Source organism: Pseudorhodobacter sp. E13 (assembly GCF_003991405.1).
In the GTDB taxonomy this organism is placed as follows: Bacteria; Pseudomonadota; Alphaproteobacteria; order Rhodobacterales; family Rhodobacteraceae; genus Pseudorhodobacter.
On the sequence record NZ_RPEN01000141.1, the window covers coordinates 1 to 21,928 of the forward strand.

Sequence of the window (21,928 nt, forward strand, 5' to 3'; positions counted from 1 at the left end):
AACCTATAAACTTCAACGTTATCAGCGGCTTCTCCATCAGCTTCCGGCAACACCGCGTCTGTACCATTCCAATGCCATGGGAAGGCCATGCTTGATTGGGTATTAATATCGATTTCACTACCGAGTTGTAGGATGCAATCTATACTAAAACCTTGGCTTAGGTCACGCATCCAATAGTCCGTCTCAGACACGGTCATCGATGTGGCAGGCGAAAACAGCAAGTTGATCGCATCCAGAACGGTAGTTTTTCCTGTATCTCCCCCTCCGAGGATCAAATTCATGCCCGCTGCGGGTTGCCAAACCAAGTCTTCGATTCCACGGAATTTGGATATCGAAAGTTTCAGTATTTTTGAAGGCATGGTACACCCTGATTTTAGATAAGACACATCATTTTTGCAAGTACGCCAGGCGCTTAGGTACATCAAACCAAACCAAGAGCATGCATGGCAAATGAAATATTTTCGATCCTACGGTAAATCGACCTCTATCCCAGTCCTGAACTGGGTCTCGAAGGTGTTCCATCCGTTGGACAGGTGCCCAGCCATAGCCTTTTAAGTCGCTCGCAGAGCGGTTTTTTGGCGATTTTGACGCGTGAAATTCGTGTTACTTTCGCCCTCGTTTTCGGTTCAATCGTCCTTGTTTTCGCTGGGCTTTCAGTTGTTTAGCGGCTAATCGCGTAGAGGCTTGTGCCAGGCTTGCTCGCGTGGACTTTTGAAAATCAGAGCTTGATCTAACCTGGTCGAGCTGAACCACGTTTTGGCTATCGGGCGTACCTTGCGCGGCTTTGGACGTGATGTGGTCAAAAATTTCAGAGGGTTCGAGACCGGTTTTGAACAGGTTGAAAAACAAACCAGCTTGAGGCGAGATTAGGGGTTTGTGGTCATAGAGTTGGGCTATCACGCTGACAAGATTCTGCAACGCCTCGTAATTCACATAATTATTCGCGTCGATAAGATCGTAGGCACTCAAGTCGAAGCCTGGTGCACAAGTCTGAATGGGGCGGGTGTTTGTAGCCCCTTGGGTGTCCGTGCGGCGGGCAAATTCTTGCCATTGCATGGGGGTAGTGAGCCACAACTGAACATAGTCAAAATAGGCAGCTAAGGGGAAGGCATCAAATCCTTCCTTTTGAGCCGAAGCAGGCAGAAGCCGAGAGAGCTGAACCCCTTGATCACCCTTGCGCACGTTGACAAAAATCTCCCCGGAGGGACCAGGATAGGCACCGAAGGCAGCGGTTTGCATGAAAGAGGGGAGTAGTTCGTCTCAATTATGGCGGAGATCACGTCAACCGACAAATCGGTAGGCAAGTTTTGGCCGCTCCTGATCGTTTGCTAAGCGGCACTGCGGCTGAAGTTTTCTTCCCCAGTCCACAAACCAAGTCGATTAGCCTCGACCATTGTTGCAAATACATCCCAGTTAAAATCCCCGCTGTCGTCTATAATGCCTTGGCGTCGATAGTCGGCGCGCATCTGGTCAGGGTTCACATCACCGATAACGGCATCCCCCTTAGAGTTCTGAAACTGCATTAAGTAGGGAATGCGATCGAGATCACTTTGATCGAGAAGTTCACCGTCATGGCCTGCGAGACCCCCAAAGAAAATCTGGCACAAACGCTGTGTGCGATTGAAATCATCCGGCATACGCACATCAAGCACGCCGCCGCCTCGTTCTAACATGTTTCGACCCGGGTACATCATTTCAGCCATATTTACGTCGTGCAACTGGCTCATCATCTGTCCTGCTAGCCCATACATGGCCATATCTTCGGCTGTGGCATTATCAGGCAGGATGACGGTAAAGCTGCCGACTTCTTCATCAAAACGCATCGCTCGATCGCCTTGATCTGTGAGCCCGATCGCTTGCCCCGCACGTATCTCTTCGAATTCACCGGGTTGTAAAAAAATAGGTTCTTCACGCAGTTCGCCCGTTTCTGGGTCACGCACCATACGAGTACCGACGCCTTGTTCAAACACCTCGGTCATTTCCGAGCCGGTGGTAACTTCTAGTGGGCGGCGTTCAATACCCAAGCTAGCGGCAATGGCTTCCTGCGTGGCCTGTGTCACCCCAGAAGGGAGTTGGCTATTGGGACTATCGAAAATGAACGCCCGTGCAAATCGCACTGGGTCGGGCACGCCTTGGCTCATGTCGAGCTGATTGATGCGTTGACGAACCAAGGGCGCGTCTTGCGGAACCTGATCAGCAATAGCGATGATTTGGCTGAAGGACTGCAGGCGGGCTTTTTCCGATGCGGGCACCCGTTCATCAGCAATTAAGCGCTGAATCTTCTCGGTATTTGGTAGTCCGGTCAATTCGTTAACGGCCTCTTGGTAAGAAACTTCCGTGGCTTTAACGGCAGCCGTTTCGGCGGCTTCAGCTTGTTCTAACCTTGCTTGAGAAGCCTCGGTTTGCGTTTCTTCAGCTTGGCGCTGCGCTCGCCGCTCTCGCCGTTGAACCCCACGTACAACAATTTCTGCCAGTTCAGATTGAGTTTCACTTTCCCCCAATACGTAGTTGGGTTCCACCGTTTGAATCCGTGTTTGGTGCTCGGCCAAAATGTCGGTAGCCAGTTCGGCGTTTTCATCGCACGGCTCAAGGCCACAGTAATTCCAGTCAGTCTGAACGGCGAGTAAAATATCTGCCCGAGTTTTTTCGGGTTCTTCAGCCGCTACATGGGCGGCTTCAGCTTGTTGTCGAGCCGTGCGTGAAGCGTCGGCAGCCGCTACGACACTCTCTAGTGGGGGAGTAGCTTCAGCGGCTCTGGGAGCCGATTGCGCTCGAAGCTCCAAGCCGCCAAATGGATTATCGGCACCACCTAAAGGCATGGGAAATAGTTAATATTCTCCACATTTTACCACAAAAAACGGTCTTCGGCAAACCTGCCTATTAGTTGAGCCCGACTTCGGCACGAGCGCCATTGATGATACTGGTAGTGATCGCGGAAATTCTCGCTTCTGCGGCTGCTTGTTGTGCGTTAAGCGCGGCTATACGTGTTTGGCTGGCGGCCATTTCCCCAGCATGACGCATAGAGCCTTGAAGCTCTTCGTTGCAAAACATCTCTCCTGTGCGGTATAAATTAACATTCTCTGACGGGTCGACGCGCCCGTTTCCGTTTTTATCAACAACGGCAAGTTCTTCGGCAATACAGGCTGAATAATTGGCCTGAATTTCCTGAAAAGTGGTGGGGTCAATGCCGAGAGGGTATTGCCCAGGAGGATAGATTTCGAGCAACACACGCTCTCCAATCTGTGTTACATACGCTCCAACGTCACCAGCTCCACATTCTTCAGAAATTCCGTCACCGAAATATTGGGTAAGTTCGTCAGCTCGCCCTCTATGGACCCGACCTTGATCGTCAAAAATGTAGGCCATGTTTTGCGGTGTAAGCTCGGTTTCTAACACTTCACCATTAGCAATTGGAGCGCAGTAATCAGCGAATTCACCTGCGTCAGCTCGATCTGGCATGGCAGCCACAGCAGCGCCGATTGCAAGCGCCCCTCCAAAGCCGGTACCAAGTTTTCCAAAACCCATTTTTGAGATAACGTTATAGTTAACTCTATTTTCTATCCAATTGGTGCTTTTTGTCAAACTTTCTTGACAGAAAAAAACTTGACGTAAGGCGTTTTTGACCAGTCTGATGCCTCCACGTTCCGCTGATTTATTGCGATAGAGCGGTAAAAAGTGGGTTAACATCAAAGTGGCTTTTCGCCAAAGCCGCGCATCAACGAATGCCGTAAGGCGGCTACTTCCGCCTTGGCTTGGGTGATACCCAAATACTCGACGGTGTTGCCGATCGACTTGTGGCCCAGCAATCGGGAAATCAGAGCGATATCTTCGCCCGCCCAATACATGTGTGCGGGTTTGCTGCGTCGGATCGAGTGACTGGAAAATTCTGATGGGTCGTGTCCCAGTTCTCTCGCCCAGTTTTTGATTATCTCCGCGTAGTGTGGGCGCGAGATCGGTGGGGCATCGGTCGGCTTGCTGCGGGTGAACAGGTAATGCGCTGGTTGTTTGCCGCTGACCGAGATCCAGCGCTCTAGATAGTAGCGGGTGGCAGGGGTGAGCACCGGCTGGACGATTGTTTGGGTTTTGCGCTGCCGACGAGCGATCATGGTCCGAACTGGTCCAGTAGAGTTGCGCACCTGCCAGACCTGTGTGGCGAGTAGATCGCTGGCCCTTAGCATCGTGTCCAAGGCGAATGACAGCAGCGCCAGATCGTGCCAGTTGGTTGCAACCACTAGTTTGGCTTCGATCTGGGCCAGTTCTTCCGCGCTGAAAGCCCTCTTCTGGCCAACGATATGACCGCGATTCCAGGCCTGCTTTTTTTGTGAGCGGATCGACCGCATGAGATGAAGGGGTTAGAGTTTCGCTTTCGCCAAAAGCGAAGGTATTCTGAGCCGATACACCCGGAGGGCAACCGCTTAGCATTGGCTCCGGAACCGGAGGCTCGACCATGTTACCAGAAGAAACGACGCAAAAACAGCCTGCTAAGGGTTTCGCTTTTGGCGAAAGCAAAGGTCAAATTATGACACCAAGCTGGGCTTGAGGTAAACGGAATTACTCATCGTCGGTCAAATCGGCTAAACGCGCTGTTTGGTGCATTCGTTCGTGCAAGATTGCCATTATCCCGATGCGCCCATCATCAAGTTGTTTCCAGTAAATGTAGTGGTGTTCGTAACGGGTAACCCAAGCCTTGATTTCAAATTCGGTCGGCACAGGTCGCCACAAAACCTCTTTCGAAACAATGGCCTCGAAGCGAGCAAATAGACCCGACAGATATTTATCTGCCTGTTCGTCCCCCCATTTTTCTGTCGTGTAAGCGTACAAATCGTCGATGGCAGCGTTTGCCGAAGCCTCAATAAAGTAGGACTTCATGCGGTTCGTTTTTTGTATCGCGCCTTAACGTCCGCCAGACTCGTTTCGACATAAGCCTCATCTGGCTGTGCGAAGGCATCTTGCAAGGTCGCTTTTAGCTTGGTGAAGGCGCGCTGTTCTTCTCGCTCCCGGTCCCGGCGGATCAGGTCTCGCACATACTCGCTGGCGTTGTCGTAGTCTCCCTCCGCGCCCACGCGCGTGGTGACAAACTCAGTCAAGGGGGTCGTCAGCCGAACAGACAAGTTCATAGGTTTGGACATAAAAAGTTGCTCCTCGTCCAGATTATACAGGAATATCCAGTCAAAGCAAGGTTTTCAACGGTCAAACGTATCTATTTGAGTGACTTTTCAAAGACTACGCGATCTTTTCCTTTACCCTTTAAGTCACGCGTAACCCAAAGATCATTTTCTTGGTAGTCCGCAGGTGAATTTACAAAACCTAGTCTCCGCCAAAGCGCTATCGCATTACTATTCGCCGCCTCCGAGGTGAGCCACATTTTATTGTATCCATGTTCTCTTACAGCAAGCTCGAGATGCTCCATCAGAACCTTGCCTACCCCAGTCCCTCTGAACTTTGAAGAAACGGCAACATCTTGAATATAGCAATCACCACTGTTGGTCACTTGATTCAATACGGCAACAACTACACCCGCGATCTCTCCAGATATCTCGGCAACCAAACAGGTCTCCGAAAAAAAACGACTATAAAGCCAATAGTCCGACAAAGTTCGAGCAGACACAAACGGGCCAGCCTCGGAGATCAAGTCTCTAACTTCCTGAATGTCATCTTGCAACAAGCTGCGAATTTTCACTTTTTCGGTCATTTTTTTAAGTCCTGAGAATTCGTTTTATTCTTCGAATCGTGTCTGCTGGGGTTGGGGAATTTAAAATGGATGAGCCCACAATCACAACATTCCACCTTTGATCCAATGCTAGCGCAACTTGTGTGGCTGTAAAGCCTCCGGATATGGCCAATGGTATAGTAAAGTCAGCTGGAAGCGATTTTAATATTTCCATAATGTCGATAAAAATATTCGATGAATCTAAATTGCGAATAATGGCAACCATATCAGCTCCATAAGCTTCACTTTCAGCCATCAGCTTTGCTATGTTTTCGTGTGAAAGAATTGCCACCGATATGCCAACCTTATGTTTTCTTGCGCTGTCAATGGCACGAGAGATCCTTTTTTCATTTGACAATCCAATTACCTGAACGATGTCTGCTCCCGAATTTGCTGCAAGCTGAATTTGTTGCTCAATCCAGTCAGAAGATGCAAATTCGGCGACGATTGGAATACCTGGGGCGTAATTCTTCACATCACGTATTATTCCCATGCCATATTTTTGAAAAACGGGATCTCCAATTTCTAAGAAGTCCACGTTTTCTTTCGCAGCGATTAAGGCGAATTTCTTGAGCTCTACACGATTAGCTACATCAAGAGCGAACTGCAGACGCCTCCCGCTAATTTTGTCACAAAAAATTTGCGGATCCACCGGATGAAAGAACGGACCTTGTATCGGTTCGTGTTCGTCTAGCTTAATCGGAGCATAGCACTCCGACAGTTCTGCATCACTTATCTCTAAAGCAATCACCAAACTATCTATCGTTTTCTGATGAGGACTATGAATGCGACCATTCTCAATTTGAGAGATTTTCGCTTTTCCTCCAACGTTACCGAATGCAAGCGCGGCTAAATCCTGCTGCGACAGACCCTCTATACCACGCTTCTTCCTCACCAAACGTCCGAAGTTTACACCAAATGGAACCTGCAGAACCCAAACTTTCCTAAACTTTTGAGAACGTAAACCCGTCCCTTGCCAGCCTACATTACAAACACACGCAACAAAAGGCCACACACAAAAAGGGGTAAAAGAATGAATTATAACAATGACCTAATCACCTTTCTCAATGGTATCGTTATAGGGCTGGTCACAAACGCACTATGGATGATCATCATAGAGTCGATCCTCAACTAAGAGCGGACTCACTTCTCAGGACACAGGGCACTATGGTGGGCTGTGTCCTGATTGTAACTCACGATAAACCCTCCTCGTGACCAGTCATACAGAGCGCTTTGAAGGTGTTCCATTCTCTGGACAGCTGCCCAGCCACTTTCGCCCGAACCTCACGGCGACGATCCTCGTCGGCGATCCCGGCGTCGATGCGTGCAAACACGTCGCGATAGACGTCGGCTTTGCTTTGGGAAGCGAGGTTCAACGTCACGGTTTCGGTCAGGTTACCGCCAAAAACCTGTTGCACTTCTTGCGGTGTGAAGACGGTTTGGAGCGCGGCGAGTTCGGCTTCATACTTAGCAAAATGAGTTTCGGCCAAGTCTCGTTGCGCTTTGGTTGGCAGCTGTTCCGTTGCTCGCTGCCTGTATTCATGAAGTTTCCCCCGAGGTAATTCTCGAATAAAATTCTGAACTTCAGCCGAATTAGCATCGGCTCTTTCAGCTTCTGCATCAGCATGAGCCGTGGCGGTTTCACCACGAGCTGTTTCAGCATCAGCATGAGCCGTGGCGGCATCCCGTTCAGTTGTCACATCCGACAATGTTTTATTCAAACCATCGTTCCGATGTGCGCGCACTGCATTGGCGGATTGTTCGCTTTCAATCGCCGCGTCAATATCCGCCTCGCGGGTTTCAACGGCGGTTTCACCCTCCATCGCGGTTTCTAAAGTCGCTTGTTTGACGGCGACGGCCTCGGTGACTGGTGCTTCAGGGGCTTGGCTTGATTGCCCGAGAGCTTCGCACAAAATTCCGACGCAACGCTCGCGAATACGCGGCGGCATAGGTAGCGGGCGACTGAACGCCACCTGCAAATGGCGGTTTTCCAGCAAAGTGGCTGGATCAGTTTCAGAAAGAGGCAGGTTTTCTTCGGCGCATACCAACTGCAACCGGCCTTCGGGCGTTTGGTTCAAATCGTCGGCACACTCACTGGCCAACTCGCTACAAGCACTCTGAGTTTCGGCGCCTACTTCGGCTTGCAGCCGTGTTTTCTCAGCAGCGCTGAGTTCGGGAAAATCGGACGCGGAGAAACGCTCGGACATTTAGATAAGTTCTTGTGATTATATCACAAAAAGGCACTTCTACCAAGTTTTCACCAGTTGCTTTGAGACAGCGCTGAGCTGCATGGCTACGTATGGCTTAGTTTGTGGCCGCGTCTTCTGCTGCTACGCGTTGCAGCGCGGCCAAAACAGCCGAATTAGCATCGGCTCTTTCAGCTTCTGTTTCACCACGAGCTGTTTCAGCATCAGCATGAGCCGTGGCGGTTTCACCACGAGCCGTTTCTGATTCCAACTCAGTTGTCACATCCGAGATAGTTTTATCCAAATCAGCGGCTTCTGCGTCGAGACGCTGACCGCTGGCTTGTTCGCTTTCAAGAACCTCTTCTTTGTTAGCAACGCGGGTTTCAGCGGCAATTCGCCGTTCACGGACTTCGGCGATCTGCACATCAAGCGCCGCTAACTGCACCGCCTCAGTTCCCGCTGCACAGGTTTGTTGGCTGGCATCGTCTGGAGCGTAATCGCAAAATACGGGTTCAGCGATCAATTCGGCTGCTGTCAGGCCGATGTCATCTTCCAGAGGCTGAAGACGTTGATGGGTTTCGCGCACCACGCTATCTAGTTGGGCGCGGGTCAGGGTAACAATTGCTTGTGCGACGCAAATATCGCGCGCTTCGCCACCGGCGATGCAGGATTCTGCTTTTTCAATCGTATCGCCAACCAAAATCTGAGCGTTCGGAACACCATTAACATTGACGGCCACCTTTTCGCCGTTGCTAAGGGTGAAGGCGACGTCCGTTTCGGCTTTCGCCCCCTCTGGAGTGCCTGCTAGTGCGGCACCTACCGCGAGAACGCCAGCCAGTTTGCCAAATCCCGCCATGAAAAGAAGGGTTAATACAACCCTATTATCTAATGAAATCATAGGTTTCGTCAAATTTTGTTGACAAAAAACTTTTGACTTAGGGGCAATTTGACCAGTCAGAACGCCAAGCCAGTCGCGGCGCTTCTTGCGGCCTTGTGGCATTGTGCGGGTCATTTTCTTTTGGGATTGCCCCGCATCATCGGATGGCGCAATGCCGCCGTTTCGGCCTTGGCCTGCGTGATGCCCAAATACTCGATGGTGGCCGCAATCGACTTGTGCCCCAGCAGGCGCGAGATCAGGGCGATGTCCTCGCCGGCCCAATACATGTGCGCCGGTTTGCTGCGCCGGATGGAGTGGCTGGAAAAAGCGCCCGGTTCGTGCCCGAGCCAGGTCGCCCAGCCTTTGATCAGATCGGCATAGTGGCCGCGGGTGATCGGCTCGGCCTTCGCCTCCTTCGACCGGGTGAACACAAAATCCTGCGGAGCCTTTCCGCTCACCCTCAGCCAGCGCTGCAGGTAGTCCCGCGTGGGCGGTGTCAGCACCGGATTGACGATGTGGCGCGTCTTGCGTTGCCGCCGCGCAATCAGGGTGCGGATCGATCCGTTCGGATAGGCCACCTGCCAGACTTGCGTGGTCAGCAGATCGCTGGCGCGGAACATCGTGTCGAGCCCAAAGCTGAGCAGCGCCAGATCGTGCCAGTTCTCTTGCGCCAGCAGCATCGCCTCGATCTGGGCGATTTCCTCCAGCGCAAAGGCGCGTTTCTGCCCCGCCACCAGCCCCTTGTTCCAGGGCGCCCGAGAGCCGGAATTCGTCGTCGTCATTCAGTGTGGCGACCGGTGTCCCGCTTTTTTCAAAAGCGAGGGTATTTTGACAAAAAGGGATTTCTCACCAAGGGGCCTTGAGCCCGCTGATACTCCGGTCGAGCCACATGGTACATGAAGATTACGTTAAGAAACAGTCGCTTGCGCCCCTCGCTTCTGAAATTAGCAAGGGTATGGTGAGCGCAAGATGTTCGCAAAAGCCTATAGTTTCTCCGCCCATTCGGCCGTCACCATCATGACCGAAGCCCAACTGGCCGACCTGATCGAAGAACGGCGAGAGCGGGGAATGAGCGAAGAAACACTCGCGTTGTTCGAGGACTGGCATCGGGCACGGCTGGGTCAAGGGCGGAGCGAATGACCCACCAGCCCCTAACGCTCCAGATCCTCCCACTGTCGCGAGCGCAATGCCTGTCTGACGGTTTGCGCCTCTTGCCGGGAAACGCGATTGCTCATGACCGCTTCGTCAATGTCGGCCTCAGAAAGGTGGCGCAGCAAAAAGCCCATACGCTGCTGCAAGCCTGTCATTTCCAGTTCAACGGCGCGGGGGTCGATCTTTTCGATCTGCGCCTCTTGCCAGCGGTTGAACCGCGCCCGAGCGGCAGCCAGTTGGCCGCGTGCGCGTTTGGCGGCGGTCACGGCCAGCACCTGCCGTTCCTGTGCCACTTGCATCGCGCGTGTGTGCTCAGTCACTGCCCGTCGCATGTCCGACAAACGCTTGCGAGCTGGGCTTTGATACCCCCAAAGGCTCACCCCCGGTTCGTGCTTTTGCATTCGTGCCAACAGGTCCTCGGTCTCTGTGCGAGCCTGCAAGCGACGTGCATAGGCGTCACGGGCTTCCTCTTCGTTCTTGAGAATGCGTTCCACGTCACGTTCCACTCGGGCGATTTCGGCCTGTTTGTCGGACCATTGGCGGGATTGCGTCTCCAATCGCCGGAAATGCCCGTCCAGCGCCGCGTAGCACACCACCAAATCCGTTTTTGTCATCGCCAGACCTCCGATCTGGGCGAGGCTAGAAGAATTGACCACATGCCTGTGAGGCGTGGGAGGCCACGTCTCTGGTTGGAAGCTCATATCCGGGTAGTTTGGCAACACGTTACTGAAAGGGGCCCGAGGGCTCCTCCCAAACACAGAAGAGGTCAAACATGCCGGAACGACCCTATACGCCGGACACACTTGCAGCACGTTGGCAGTGTTCTGCCGAAACCGTGCGCAATCTTATCAAACAAGGAAAACTGGAAGGCTTCCGTCTGGGACGCATGTTCCGCATCCCGGCGCAAGCCGTGGAGGAATATGAACAATGCCTGATCTCACCATTGGCCGATTGCGGGGCGGTTTCTGCGTCTCGTGGTACGAAGGCGGTAAACGTCGACGCTATCAGCTTGAGGCATGCTCCCGAAAGGAAGCCGAGGCCGAAGCGCTAGATCTGTTCAACCGGCATCGCAGCATTGCCGGTGCGCTTACCGTCACCGATATCTGGCACGCCTATCGCGAACAGAAGGCTGGACGGCAAATCACCGAAAGAATGAAGTACAGCGGCAAGCCAGTATTGGCGCATTTCGGTGCATTCCGACCGGATCAGATTTCGACCGAACTGTGCCGCGAGTATCACCGCAAACGTGAAGCCTTAGGTCGCCAACCCGGAACGGTGTGGACTGAACTCAGCCATCTGCGGATTGCGCTGAATTGGGCCGTCAAACAGCGTTTGGTCGAGTATACGCCGCCCATCGAACGTCCAACGCCACCGGCTCCGAAAGACCGCTACCTGACCCATGCGGAAATCGACCGGCTGCTGGCGACGAAGATGGAACCGCATATCCGGCTGGCCATCATATTGATGCTATCGACGGCGGCGCGGGTGACGGCGGTGCTGGAACTTACCTGGGACCGGGTGGACCTGGATCGTGGACAAATCGACTTGCGGAAGAACGCCACCGGACCAAGGAAAGGCCGGGCGGTAGTTCCGATCAACGCTGGCTTGCGGGACGCTCTGCAAGAAGCCCAGCAAGCCGCGCTATCGGATCATGTCATCGAGTGGGCCGGCGGCCCGGTCAAGAGCATCAAAAAGGGCTTTGCCAGCGTGGCGACTCGCGCTGGTTTGCAAGGCGTTACGCCTCATGTGCTGCGGCATACCTGCGCCGTCCACATGGCAGAGGGCGGTGTCCCGATGGCCGAGATCAGCCAGTATCTCGGCCATTCCAGCACCGACATCACTGCCCGGGTCTATGCGCGCTACAGCCCGCAACACCTTTTGAAAGCTGCAGAAATTGTGGATTTCACGCGACCCAGAGTTGCCGTCTAGGTTCGCCGAACCAAGGAATTCTGTTTTTCTCAAGGCTAAGTCCTTGATTTTACTGGTCGGAGTGAGAGGATTCGAACCTCCGGCCCCTGCCTCCCGAATTTGCGTTCGGGAGGCTAAGTTATTGATTTTTGGTCAAAGGAGCACTGTTTATTTCAGCCATATTCCCGGTTTGTTCACGGTATTTCGGTCTGTTTGGGTTCGCTGAACTTAAGAGCACTGATTTTGACCTTGAGAGACCTGTTTGTCGGTGAATGCGCCCAAAAGAGCCACAGACCCGAAAGACAGCGCTCTTAAGTTCATGGCGCTCGCGTCAACCCGGTTTTCTTCATAATTGGCTACGATGTTGCGAGGACACCGCGTGAAGCCAGAGAAAACTCATCACTTTGAACTCTCTCATCCCTGTAAGCCTTGCGAGACGAACTCAAGCTGTCCGGAACTCGTTACACAGGTTCCCAAAATGCGAATTGAAATGCGCGGTGCGCACGTTGTCCATAGTGTTCAACCGTGGTAACAAATCTGGTAACGCATCTGTGAGTCGAGGCCATATCTTTGTTGTTTTTTAAGTTTGTTTCTCCTTGGCGTTTCTTGCGCAACCGTCCCTTAAAGCTCGCTCGCAAAATCCACCAGGGCTTCACGCTTTTGACCTGCCTGGTTGTGGCGCTGCAACCGATGATGGTGGAGCTGGCGCAGGCGCAAGAGATCATCATTGATCCCAACGGCAATGTAGGGTTCAAGCCCAGCCTGCAGCGCACGTCGCGCCCACAGGTGGTGGATATTGCGCGGCCCAATGCGGGGGGCGTATCACACAACCAATATCGTGAGTTCAACGTGCCTGATGAAGGCACGGTGCTGAACAACTCTCAAGGTGCAACCAGTACACATGTCGCAGGTGCGATCTCTGGAAACCCGAACCTGTCTGGCGGCACGGCTTCGACCATCGTCAATGAGGTGACCTCTACGTCCAGCTCCACCCTGACGGGGTCGATTGAGGTTGCCGGGGATCGCGCCGGGGTGATTATTGCCAACCCCAATGGCGTTCTGTGTAACGGCTGTAACTTTCTCAATGCCAGCAATGGCACACTGACCACTGGCGTGCCGGTTATTGATGGCGGCAATGTGCGTCTCGATGTGACGCAAGGGGCTGTGACCATCGGGCGCCGCGGGCTTGATGGCTCCAGCACGCCCAATGTCAATCTTATTGGCCGCACGGTTGTGGTGGATGGCAAAGTCACGGCGATTGATGGGATCAACGTACAAGGCGGGGCCCAAAGCTATGACCTGACCAATGGGCGTCGTCTGTCCACGCTGACCGGCACGGGTGCAGCACCGGATTTCGTCGTCGATGGCACGGAATACGGGGCCATGGAAGCGGGGCGCATCCAAATCATCGGCAATGAGCAGGGTTTGGGGGTGCGCACGCTTGGCTCAGTGCAGTCCAATGCAGGTGGGATTCAGATCGCTGGTCAAGGCGATACGACCGTGCGTTCGGTGGCGGCGCAAGGCGCTGTCGCTCTTGACGCCGGCAATGGCACCTTGACGCTGGAACGAGATATCACCTCAGCCACATCGACGGTCACTGCTTTTGCCTTGAACGATGTGGCAACGACAGCTCGCACAGGGCTTTACGGTTTTGCAGGTGTGAGCATCACCGCCCAGACTGGCGAATTGAGTTTTGGTGGTGATCTGCAATCCGGCGCAGATGTGACGCTCTATGGTGGTCAGAGACTGACTTTTGCGGGTTATGGCACCTCGACGGGCGGGTTCACCTTCAGCGGCGAGACCGAGATCGTCATTGAGGGCGCGACGATTGTGGCAAACGCTGTGGAGGCCATCGAGGGAGGCGCGCGTCTCACACTACGCGACACGGCTGTGTTCAGCCGTGAGGACTTCCACATCGAGACAGGCGATTTTGAACTGGGCCGTGATGTGACAGTGGCAGGCCTTTCAGATGCCACCCCTTCGAAGCTTGTGGTGACCGCCAGCGGGAGTTTCCGTAACAGTGCGGATCTGCGACGCCACGATTTCGCGTCCATCAGCTTTGGTGGCGACCTTTACAATGAAGCGGGCGGGATCATTGAAGGCGTGCGTCTTGCGATCCTGTCCGACGCGGATATCCACAATGCTGGGGTTATTTCCGGCACGACCAGCCTGACGCTGGATGTCGCCAGTTTGTTTAACAATGAGACAGGAGTGATCCTGGCCAAAAGCGGCGTCATCAACACCAGCTCAGCGCTTGTCAACGAAGGTGTTATTAGCAGCGACGTCAAATTGACACTCACTTCTGAGGGCAGCCTGCACAATGATGGCTACATCCAGGCCCACCGCGCCTATCTCTCAGCGCCTGATCTTAATAATAGCGCCACCGGTGAGATTAGGGTCAGTGACTACGGCGAGATTACGTCGGAAGGCGTCTTTGCGAATGGCGGAATTCTGGCCTCACTTGGGGCGTTCCGGATCATCGCGGCTGGGTTTGAAAACGCCGGCGTGGTCAATGTCGACAACTATTTTGAGGTCATTGCGGGTCATATTTTGAACGAGACCACAGTGATCGCAGGCGACCGGATTGTCTTCCGAGCCTCGGAGGCCATCCGCAACGAAGGCACGCTGGCGAGCTATGGCAATCTTTATCTCAGCGCGGGCGGCGCGGTGATCAACTCCGGCCACCTCCTGGCAGATGGAACCGTGGATATAGGCGGAGCGTCATTTGACAATGCGAGCGGTGCGCTTTTGCGCGCGAGGAAGGCTGGCATCTCAACGTCCATCCTGCGCAATGCAGGTGAGGTGTTCCTGATCGACGATTTCTCCAACGGCTCGTTCGCGCTCTTTGAGAACGCCGGGGTTTTCGCCACACAGGGCAGAATAACACTGGTCGGCCGCGACGCCGATGCAGAAGCGCGGTTTCTGGCAGGCAGCGCTCTGATCTCTGGACTTGGGACGGGCACGGACTTTGGCGACGATCCTGACTTCACGCAAGAGGTTGATTTGACCAAGAGCCTGCGCGGGTTGGTGACGGCAGCGGTCTCCAGTTCGGGTAACAGCCGTGCCAAGGCGGCGTCAGCGATTGACGGCGAGGTTTCGCGCTACAACCGGGCTGAGACCGGCAGCGGGGCAGAGGAGTGGATTGAGGTCGATCTGGCCAGCGCACTTGTCCTTACTGAAATTGTCCTGAGCAATCCGTCCTACAACCGGGCGGAAACCAATGCCAGTCTGATTGGTGCCGAGATTGTTGTCTATGATGCCACGCACCAGGAGGTCTATCGTAGTGCGCCGATCACGGATGCGGGGGATGCCGAGGCGCTGAACATCGCGCTGCCGGAGAATGTCGAAGGTCGCTATGTGCGTCTGGAGCACTCCGGGCAGTCTCTCTATGTCTCCGAGGTAAAGGTATTCGGGCATCTGAGCAGCGAGGCACTGGCGCTTTACGAGGCCGCACCTCAAAGCCTGAAGACCCGCGAAGACATTGCGATCTCCTTTGCCAATCTGCTCATTGAGGGTCGGATTGCCGCCGGCGGGGATCTGAGCCTGTCAGGGCCAGACCATCTGCTGATTGATGGGCAACTTCAGGCGGGCGAAAACCTCTCGCTGAGCGCGCCAGTGATCGAGGTCACGTCGGTCGCACGGATGACCGCGGGAGGACTTGGCAAACTCTCGGCAGGGGACAGGTTTGTCAACGCAGGCGTCTTGAGCCTGAGCGGTCAACTTGAGCTCGGCAGTGGCTTTGGGGATTTTGTCAATACGGGCGTGGTCACAGCCTCCGCAACCGCCAACCGCTTCACACTCCACAATGGCAGCTTTGTGAATGAAGGCGTGTTTCAGACGCTTGGAAACAGCATCATCACGGCGGCCAGTTTCACCAATAGCGGGCACCTGCAAGCGGGCGGGCGGCTTGAGCTGACGGCAGAACGATTTGCCTACGAAAGCTATCTCGACAGGTATGGTAACGAGCGGTTCGGGTGGGTGTCTCAAGGAGCGGGCGACATTCTAAACACGGGTACGCTTCTCTCTGGCGGCGACACCCGCCTTTATGCGGGCAGTATTCGCTTTGACCCAGACAGCTATTTGGGCGCGGCCCATCTCAAAGTCACCGCCGATCACTTTGATAACGCCGGCCTCGTGGCGCTTTCCGGTGAGGGATCAAATACCTGGACGCTGACTGATAGCCTGTTGCAAACGGGCACGACCTACGCGGATGGCCCGCTGTCCGTGGTGGCGGGCAGGCTGGAAATCGGTGCCGGCAGCCTGCTGGCCAGTGCATCAAGACTGTCGCTAGGTGTAGAAGGCACACTTCTTTCGAGCGGGGCCCTGACCGGGGCGGATGTATCTCTAAGCGCGGCGTCTATCATCGGCACGGGCTCATCTCTCGTGACCGGCAGTGACCGCGTGACCATCAAGGCCACAAGTACTTTTGAATATGCCGGCGAGCTGGTGTCCGGTGGAGCTATGTCGGTGTCTGCGGACAGCTTTGATCTCGCGGGCAATACATTTGGCCAGGTTCTGTCGTTCAAGGCAGCAACCTCAGGTCACACCCGTGGTAATGTCTACGCCTCGGATGGTTTGAGTGTCGTCGTGACAGAGGCATTCACAAATGCGGGTTTTCTGGAGGCCCGCAGCAGCCTGTCTCTCTCCGCGACCCAGATCGTCAACGAAAGCCTCGCGACGCTCTCTGGCACCAGTATCGATCTGCGGGCCAACGCCATCCTGACCAATGCGGGTCGCATTGCTGCGGCGAATATGATCAATGTGAACGTGGGCGGCACATTCACAAACGCAGCCGGGGCTGAGATCGAAGCGGTCTCTATGGGGCTCAGTGCCGACACGTTCACCAACTTCGGAGAGATCGACGCCTACGGGCTCTTTGGGCGCGTGAACCAATCGGTGAACAATTATGGCGCGATCACCACAGAGACCTATATGGGCTTTGACGCGGCAGAGTTTGTGAATCAAAGCGGTGGGCAGCTGCACTCACATGGTCATCTGTTCATTGACGCGGGTGCCGCGGGCCTGACCACCAGGGTGAACAGCCGGATCATCGGCGAGAGCGTTGATCTTCGGGTTGGCGCGCTGAGCAATGCCGGGCTCATCGACGCCAGCTCGGTTCTGAACATAGCCGATGTGGACGGCGCGATCCACAACATGTCCACCGGCTCCCTGCAAGGTGCGACGATAGCTTTGCTTGCCGACGGGGAGTTCCGCAACGATGGTGTGATCGGCGATGTTTTGGCAACGGATGTGCTCAACATCTCAGCTGATTTGAACGCTCAAAACACAGGTCTTGCCACTGCAAAAGAGCTGCGCCTCCTGTCGCGCGGTCAGATCACCAACTCAGGCACTCTGACCGCCAGCAGCTTTCTTGGGGTCAAGTCCCGGGATGCCGGGATTGTGAACAATGGCTTGATGGATGGGCGCGATGTGCTTCTCGAGGCGCGGACAGACCTGATCAACCACGGCAGTCTTCGGGCCGAAGAAGACCTTGTGGCTGAACTGTCAGGGAGTATTACCAATGCTGGTTCTCAAGCCAATATCACCGCACGCGACGTCAGCCTCATTGCGCGCAACGACGTATTGAATGAGGCCAGCCTGACAGCAACCACATCTTTGGCGTTAGCGTCAGTATCGGGGAGCATCACCAATCGCGGTCAATTGGAAGGGGCGGACATCTCTCTGGTTGCCCAGCGTGGGACGGTGGTTTCCCACAGCGCTATCTCAGGCCGGGACAATGTTGGTATTGAAGCGAGTGATATCCAGCTGAAACAGGCCGTCGCAGCCCCAAACCAGATCGTGCTGTCTGCTACAAAATCGATTGAGCTTTCTGGCAGCGCATCCACGAAAGACCTCTATGTCGGTGCAGGCGGTATGCTGCGCGCCAATGGCGGCGCTCTGCGCGGATGGAACCTCACACAGCTCATTGTCGGAGATATCGACCGCTTTGATGGCAATTACGCAAGCGCCACCAAGCAGCGCAAGCTTGGGATCATCGGCGGGCCGCTCCATGATGTCGTGGTTCAAATCGGTGCTAATCTTGGAATGGCTGGAACCAGAACCGAACGGTGGTCCGGATCTGGATCTTATTCGTTTGACGGTTACAAGTGGGTCTACGACCCCAAGATATTCCAAGGATATGGGTATAGCGGTTATGTCTTTGAGCACACTGATCTCGCTGCAAGTGGTTCGGTTTCTATCAGAGCAGAAACCATCAATCTCTCCGGTAAATTGATTGCGGGTGAAGACCTGCTCATCCGGGGTGGAGACAGTTATCATGACGGTTTAGAGGTCTCCAATGCGACGTTACAAGCGGGTCGCGATATTTTCCTCACTGGAAGTGGGAAGCACTTTCATGCCCGTGAGGATGTAGAGATATCTCCGGGTAACAGTCTCAAGATTGCTCGCCTTGGCAACGCAACAGCCGGAAGCGTGAACATCAGTGAATGGTTAACCTCGTCTGACTTGTATTTTGATTTAGAGGTCTATGCAGATTACATAGGGGTTCACTCAAGCCATCGCTTTGTAGGGCACGACATCACATTATTGGCGCGCCACACTATTGGCCAACGAAACCAAGTTATCGTTGCGGACAAGATCACATATGCTGCTGAAACTGGGCAGGTGTATGTCTCCTTCGATCCATTCCAATGGCGCGCAGCCAATCCAAATGCACGCGCGACATCAAGCCGTTGGGATGTGAGCACCGCTGGCTTGCGCGGAGAAACCCTGGTCGCAGGCAGCGGCGGTATCTCACTTTATGCGGGGGGCGACATCCGCCTGACCTCCGGCAAGTTCTACTCCTACAGTGATATCGACCTGACCGCAGGAAATAACATCATCAGTGAGCCGCTTTATCGCGCTAACACACGCGGAAGCGGCAATGTGCCTGGATATGTCGGCTGGAGCTTCTCGGACAAATATCGCGACGCGGGCAACTGGCGGCCCACCAGTGCGGATAATGTGGAACGTATCGTAGATGGGGCGCTGCACCTGACCGAAGAGGTGCGCAGCTCACAGCTCAGCAATGTCGAGGAATACCGCGCCTATACCAACCAGATCACCGCACGCCAAAATGTGAACATCATCGCCGGCGGCCATGCCGCCTTCCTGGGTACGCCGATAAAAGCGCACTATGGAGATGTCACCATTGAGGCGGATGAGGGCATCAGCCTGGCCGCCGCCTGGGGCTACCGTGAGTTCTCCGATGAATGGTCATGGTCCAGCAGCAGCTGGTTCACCAAGCGCCGCTACTATCGCTCGGTCTATCAGTACGACGATATCTACACGCGCCCCGAAATCAGTGCAGCGCGCGGCGATGTCAGCCTGCGCTCCGAGGGCGATGTGATTGCCGCAGGGGCCAAAATCACTGCAGGCGGTGATCTCACCATTGCCTCGGCCCAGAGCAATATCCTGCTGGGCACCTACCGGGAGCGCTATGTGCGCTCTGCGATTTATAACAAGACCAGCAGCTTCCTTGGCATCACCTATAACAAGTCCAAGACCTCGATTAGCATTGATGCCGAGCTTGGTACCGGAAGTGAATTCCAGGCTGACAGCCAGCTGACCCTTCAGGCCGAGAACGACATCCGCATTATTGGCGGGCGCTTTGAGGCCAACCGCGTGCGGCTCGAAGCAGGACGCAATCTCTATATTGACGGTGCCATCGATGCCATCCGTCTGGAGAAGTTCACCCAGAACACCAATCTCGTGACCATCACCACGATCCAGGAAGGCTATGACCGGGAAACCGTCGCCTTCCCCGAGATTGTCTCCACGCAAGTCCCTGAGTTCTCCGTAGGGGGCGACGTGCATATCGCGGGCTGGCGTGGGGTGGATATCAACCGCTCCCTGGCGCGCACAATCTCCAACCGCGACTTCGACAACGCCCTTGCCAATCTCTACACACCTGCAGCCCTGGAGGGGGCGCAGGCAGCAGCGGGGAGCATCGACGCCAAGTACTTGCGTGACTACGACCTGCCCGGGGCCTCCGATGGCCAGCAATTCGCCTATCTCGACACTCTAATCCAGGATTACGGCGCGACCTATCACACCATCGCTCTGCGGGATCGTGAATGGTATGACAAGCAGGTCCAACTCACCCCCGCCTTCCGGGCATTGCTGCAGATCGCTGTCACCTACGCCACCGGTGGATCCGGACTGGGGCTTTTCGGCAGTGCCGGAACCAGTGTCGGGACCTCCCAGACCTTATTCCAGATCGCGGCGCAGCAGAGCTTCAACAGCTTCACCGTCAGTGTCATTGATGGGGCGATCACCGGTCAGTTCGATCTGGGCGACGCGCTGCAGACCGCGCTCATCGCTGGCGGCACTTCCTATATCTCCGGTCATCTGAGCAATGAGCTCGGGCTCAGCACCACGCCCACCAGCATCGATCAGGCGGGTAGCCTGCAAGCCTATTTTGCGCCGGATGCGATTGTCGATCGCTTTGGCAACCGCGTCCTCAACCAAGTGGTTACCAACGCAGTGCGCGGGGAAGACCTCTTTGAGGGCTTCGATGATCTGGCCCGTACCTTCCTGATTTCCGAGACACTGGCCGTCGCGCAGTTCGGCATCGGTGAGCTCGGCCATGGCAATGCCGATTGGGAAGGCTCGTTCGGTCATCTCCTGCTCCACGGCGGTGTGGGCTGCGTGGCTCTCGAAGCCCTCAACGGCAATTGTGCCGCGGGCTTTGCTTCAGGCGCTAGCTCGTCGCTGCTGGCGGGGGCAGACAATCTCTCGAATGATCAAAAACAGGCTCTGGCTCCATTGGTGGGGGCCATTGCCGCGTTCCCATTTGCGGACGGCGAGGCGACAAACGTCAGCTTCGGCAGCACAATTGGTGAATCGGCAATCAACAACAATTACTTGAGCCACAGCGAGTTGGTTCAGGCGCAGAATGATTTGCGAAACTGCATCCAGGCAAACGGCGATTGTTTTGAGATTGCGGAACGCTATCTTGCCTTGAGTGCACGCAATGATGCCGCATTCGCAGCGTGTGATGGCAATCGGCGTTGCGAAGAATACCATCTAAAGCGTATCGTCGCGGCTGATCTTTCCGGCCAATATGCCGACTTTGTCAGATTACTGGGCCTTTCCAACGCACGGCTGACGCTCTCGAGCTTTGACGCGTTCCAATATGGCCGTGCTCAAGAGGTTGCTTCCAGCCATGATTGGAATCGTCTGCAACAACTTGGACAAGAACAATTCCGGGCTGAATTTGTACTGACACATTGTGGCGGACAGGATGGTACAACATGCAGCACCCGCTTCGACAACGAGATTATACGCCTTGAAGCAGACGCCGCGCGACGCGCAGCCAATCTGGAGGCCATGGAGGACTTTGTTGGTGAACTGACCAGTGTGATCCTGCTCGCTGGTGGCGGTGGATTAGTTGGGGTCAGTGTCCGGCAAGCCGTTCGAGGCGCTGTGGCGTTCTGCGGGCGAAATCCAACCTGCATTGCCATGACGCTCGGGCGGGAGGGAGCTGAAGTAACACTTGCGGAGTTTGCGGCAGGCGGAGCAGCGGTGTCTCAAGCTGGCGGTTCGAAACTCCTCGATGACGTGATCGAAGCGAGCGCCGATATCGTTAGGCTGGGAAGAACTACGCCAAACCGCATCGTATCGCCTCCAGAGGTTCCAGTCGGGCATTATGACACGATTTACCCCCGTGGCTTGGGTGCCGCAAACGGACCACTCCCCGACGGCTACGTGTACGTTTCTCGTTGGGTATCTCCAGCAGAAGCTCGACTGTGGTTGGATAATCAGGGAACAGCTATTCCATCTGCTGTTGGACATGTTCCCGGCGCAACAACCCCGCGAGTTTTTGTTACTCAACAGTTCGATGGTGGGGTCCCACCAGGAGCGACCGGTAGTATTCGAATAGATTTTGCGGCACCGGAAGCAATGATGCATGGCGGGACTGGAAGTAACACAGGCCTGGATCGTGTAATTTTCCAACCCGCCACGAGTACTCCGATCCACAATGTCCGAATTCATGTTCCGGACGGCGTCACAATTCCAAATTGAGGTTGCAGGAATGATACGAATTCCGAATAGGGCATTAGTGATCAGGCGCGCAGCACTTGAAAGCCTTTC

The 21,928-nt window shown here is 54.8% G+C and carries 17 protein-coding genes; 4 read left to right on the plus strand and 13 right to left on the minus strand.

Going from position 1 to position 21,928, the window contains the following annotated elements:
* The 12 genes from EGN72_RS03020 to EGN72_RS03075 all read right to left on the minus strand — a co-directional run.
* Positions 1-386 (minus strand): AAA family ATPase (locus tag EGN72_RS03020; RefSeq protein ID WP_233587008.1); only part of this gene is annotated, 386 nt, incomplete at its 3' end.
* Between the two features lie 217 nt (positions 387-603).
* A complete protein-coding gene (locus EGN72_RS03025; protein WP_127045174.1) occupies positions 604-1,239 on the minus strand; it encodes a hypothetical protein in 636 nt (211 codons plus the stop codon).
* 89 nt (positions 1,240-1,328) lie between these two features.
* A complete protein-coding gene (locus EGN72_RS03030) occupies positions 1,329-2,819 on the minus strand; it encodes a hypothetical protein (protein WP_127045175.1) in 1,491 nt (496 codons plus the stop codon).
* Between the two features lie 61 nt (positions 2,820-2,880).
* Positions 2,881-3,687 (minus strand): hypothetical protein, encoded by an 807-nt coding sequence (locus tag EGN72_RS03035; protein WP_127045176.1) that lies wholly within the window; start codon positions 3,685-3,687, stop codon positions 2,881-2,883.
* Positions 3,687-4,340, minus strand: a complete 654-nt coding sequence (locus EGN72_RS03040; RefSeq protein ID WP_127045177.1) for a tyrosine-type recombinase/integrase — start codon at positions 4,338-4,340, stop codon at positions 3,687-3,689. Before EGN72_RS03040 ends, EGN72_RS03035 begins: the two co-directional genes overlap by 1 nt.
* 211 nt (positions 4,341-4,551) lie before the next feature.
* Complete coding sequence (locus tag EGN72_RS03045) at positions 4,552-4,869, minus strand: type II toxin-antitoxin system RelE/ParE family toxin (RefSeq protein ID WP_127045178.1); 318 nt, start codon at positions 4,867-4,869, stop codon at positions 4,552-4,554.
* Positions 4,866-5,129, minus strand: coding sequence for an addiction module antitoxin (locus EGN72_RS03050; protein ID WP_127045179.1), 264 nt, complete (start codon positions 5,127-5,129; stop codon positions 4,866-4,868). The genes EGN72_RS03045 and EGN72_RS03050 overlap by 4 nt, the downstream gene beginning before the upstream one ends.
* 71 nt (positions 5,130-5,200) lie before the next feature.
* A complete protein-coding gene (locus tag EGN72_RS03055) occupies positions 5,201-5,692 on the minus strand; it encodes a GNAT family N-acetyltransferase (protein WP_127045180.1) in 492 nt (163 codons plus the stop codon).
* A 4-nt stretch (positions 5,693-5,696) separates the two neighbouring features.
* Entirely contained in the window at positions 5,697-6,605 is a 909-nt protein-coding gene (locus EGN72_RS03060; RefSeq protein WP_158623120.1) for an orotidine 5'-phosphate decarboxylase / HUMPS family protein, read from the minus strand.
* Positions 6,606-6,903: 298 nt separating this feature from the next.
* Positions 6,904-7,917 (minus strand): hypothetical protein, encoded by a 1,014-nt coding sequence (locus EGN72_RS03065; RefSeq protein WP_127045182.1) that lies wholly within the window; start codon positions 7,915-7,917, stop codon positions 6,904-6,906.
* Positions 7,918-8,014: 97 nt separating this feature from the next.
* The gene (locus tag EGN72_RS03070) at positions 8,015-8,908 is read right to left on the minus strand and encodes a hypothetical protein (RefSeq protein WP_127045183.1); all 894 of its coding nucleotides are present in this window, start codon (positions 8,906-8,908) and stop codon (positions 8,015-8,017) included.
* Complete coding sequence (locus EGN72_RS03075) at positions 8,905-9,555, minus strand: tyrosine-type recombinase/integrase (protein ID WP_127045184.1); 651 nt, start codon at positions 9,553-9,555, stop codon at positions 8,905-8,907. Before EGN72_RS03075 ends, EGN72_RS03070 begins: the two co-directional genes overlap by 4 nt.
* 187 nt (positions 9,556-9,742) lie before the next feature.
* On the opposite strand from EGN72_RS03075, the gene EGN72_RS19120 reads away from it, so the two are divergent.
* Positions 9,743-9,913, plus strand: a complete 171-nt coding sequence (locus EGN72_RS19120; RefSeq protein ID WP_158623121.1) for a hypothetical protein — start codon at positions 9,743-9,745, stop codon at positions 9,911-9,913.
* 11 nt (positions 9,914-9,924) lie between these two features.
* On the opposite strand, the gene EGN72_RS03080 is transcribed toward EGN72_RS19120, so the two are convergent.
* On the minus strand, positions 9,925-10,539 hold the full coding sequence (locus EGN72_RS03080; protein ID WP_127045185.1) for a hypothetical protein: 615 nt from the start codon (positions 10,537-10,539) through the stop codon (positions 9,925-9,927).
* 158 nt (positions 10,540-10,697) lie between these two features.
* On the opposite strand from EGN72_RS03080, the gene EGN72_RS19660 reads away from it, so the two are divergent.
* The 3 genes from EGN72_RS19660 (at position 10,698) to EGN72_RS03095 (ending at position 21,859) form a co-directional block, all read left to right on the plus strand.
* Positions 10,698-10,976 (plus strand): helix-turn-helix domain-containing protein, encoded by a 279-nt coding sequence (locus EGN72_RS19660; protein WP_127045186.1) that lies wholly within the window; start codon positions 10,698-10,700, stop codon positions 10,974-10,976.
* Positions 10,877-11,854 (plus strand): tyrosine-type recombinase/integrase, encoded by a 978-nt coding sequence (locus tag EGN72_RS03090; protein WP_370323147.1) that lies wholly within the window; start codon positions 10,877-10,879, stop codon positions 11,852-11,854. The genes EGN72_RS19660 and EGN72_RS03090 overlap by 100 nt, the downstream gene beginning before the upstream one ends.
* Positions 11,855-12,439: 585 nt before the next feature.
* The gene (locus EGN72_RS03095; RefSeq protein ID WP_158623122.1) at positions 12,440-21,859 is read left to right on the plus strand and encodes a filamentous hemagglutinin N-terminal domain-containing protein; all 9,420 of its coding nucleotides are present in this window, start codon (positions 12,440-12,442) and stop codon (positions 21,857-21,859) included.
* Positions 21,860-21,928: the final 69 nt, after the last annotated feature.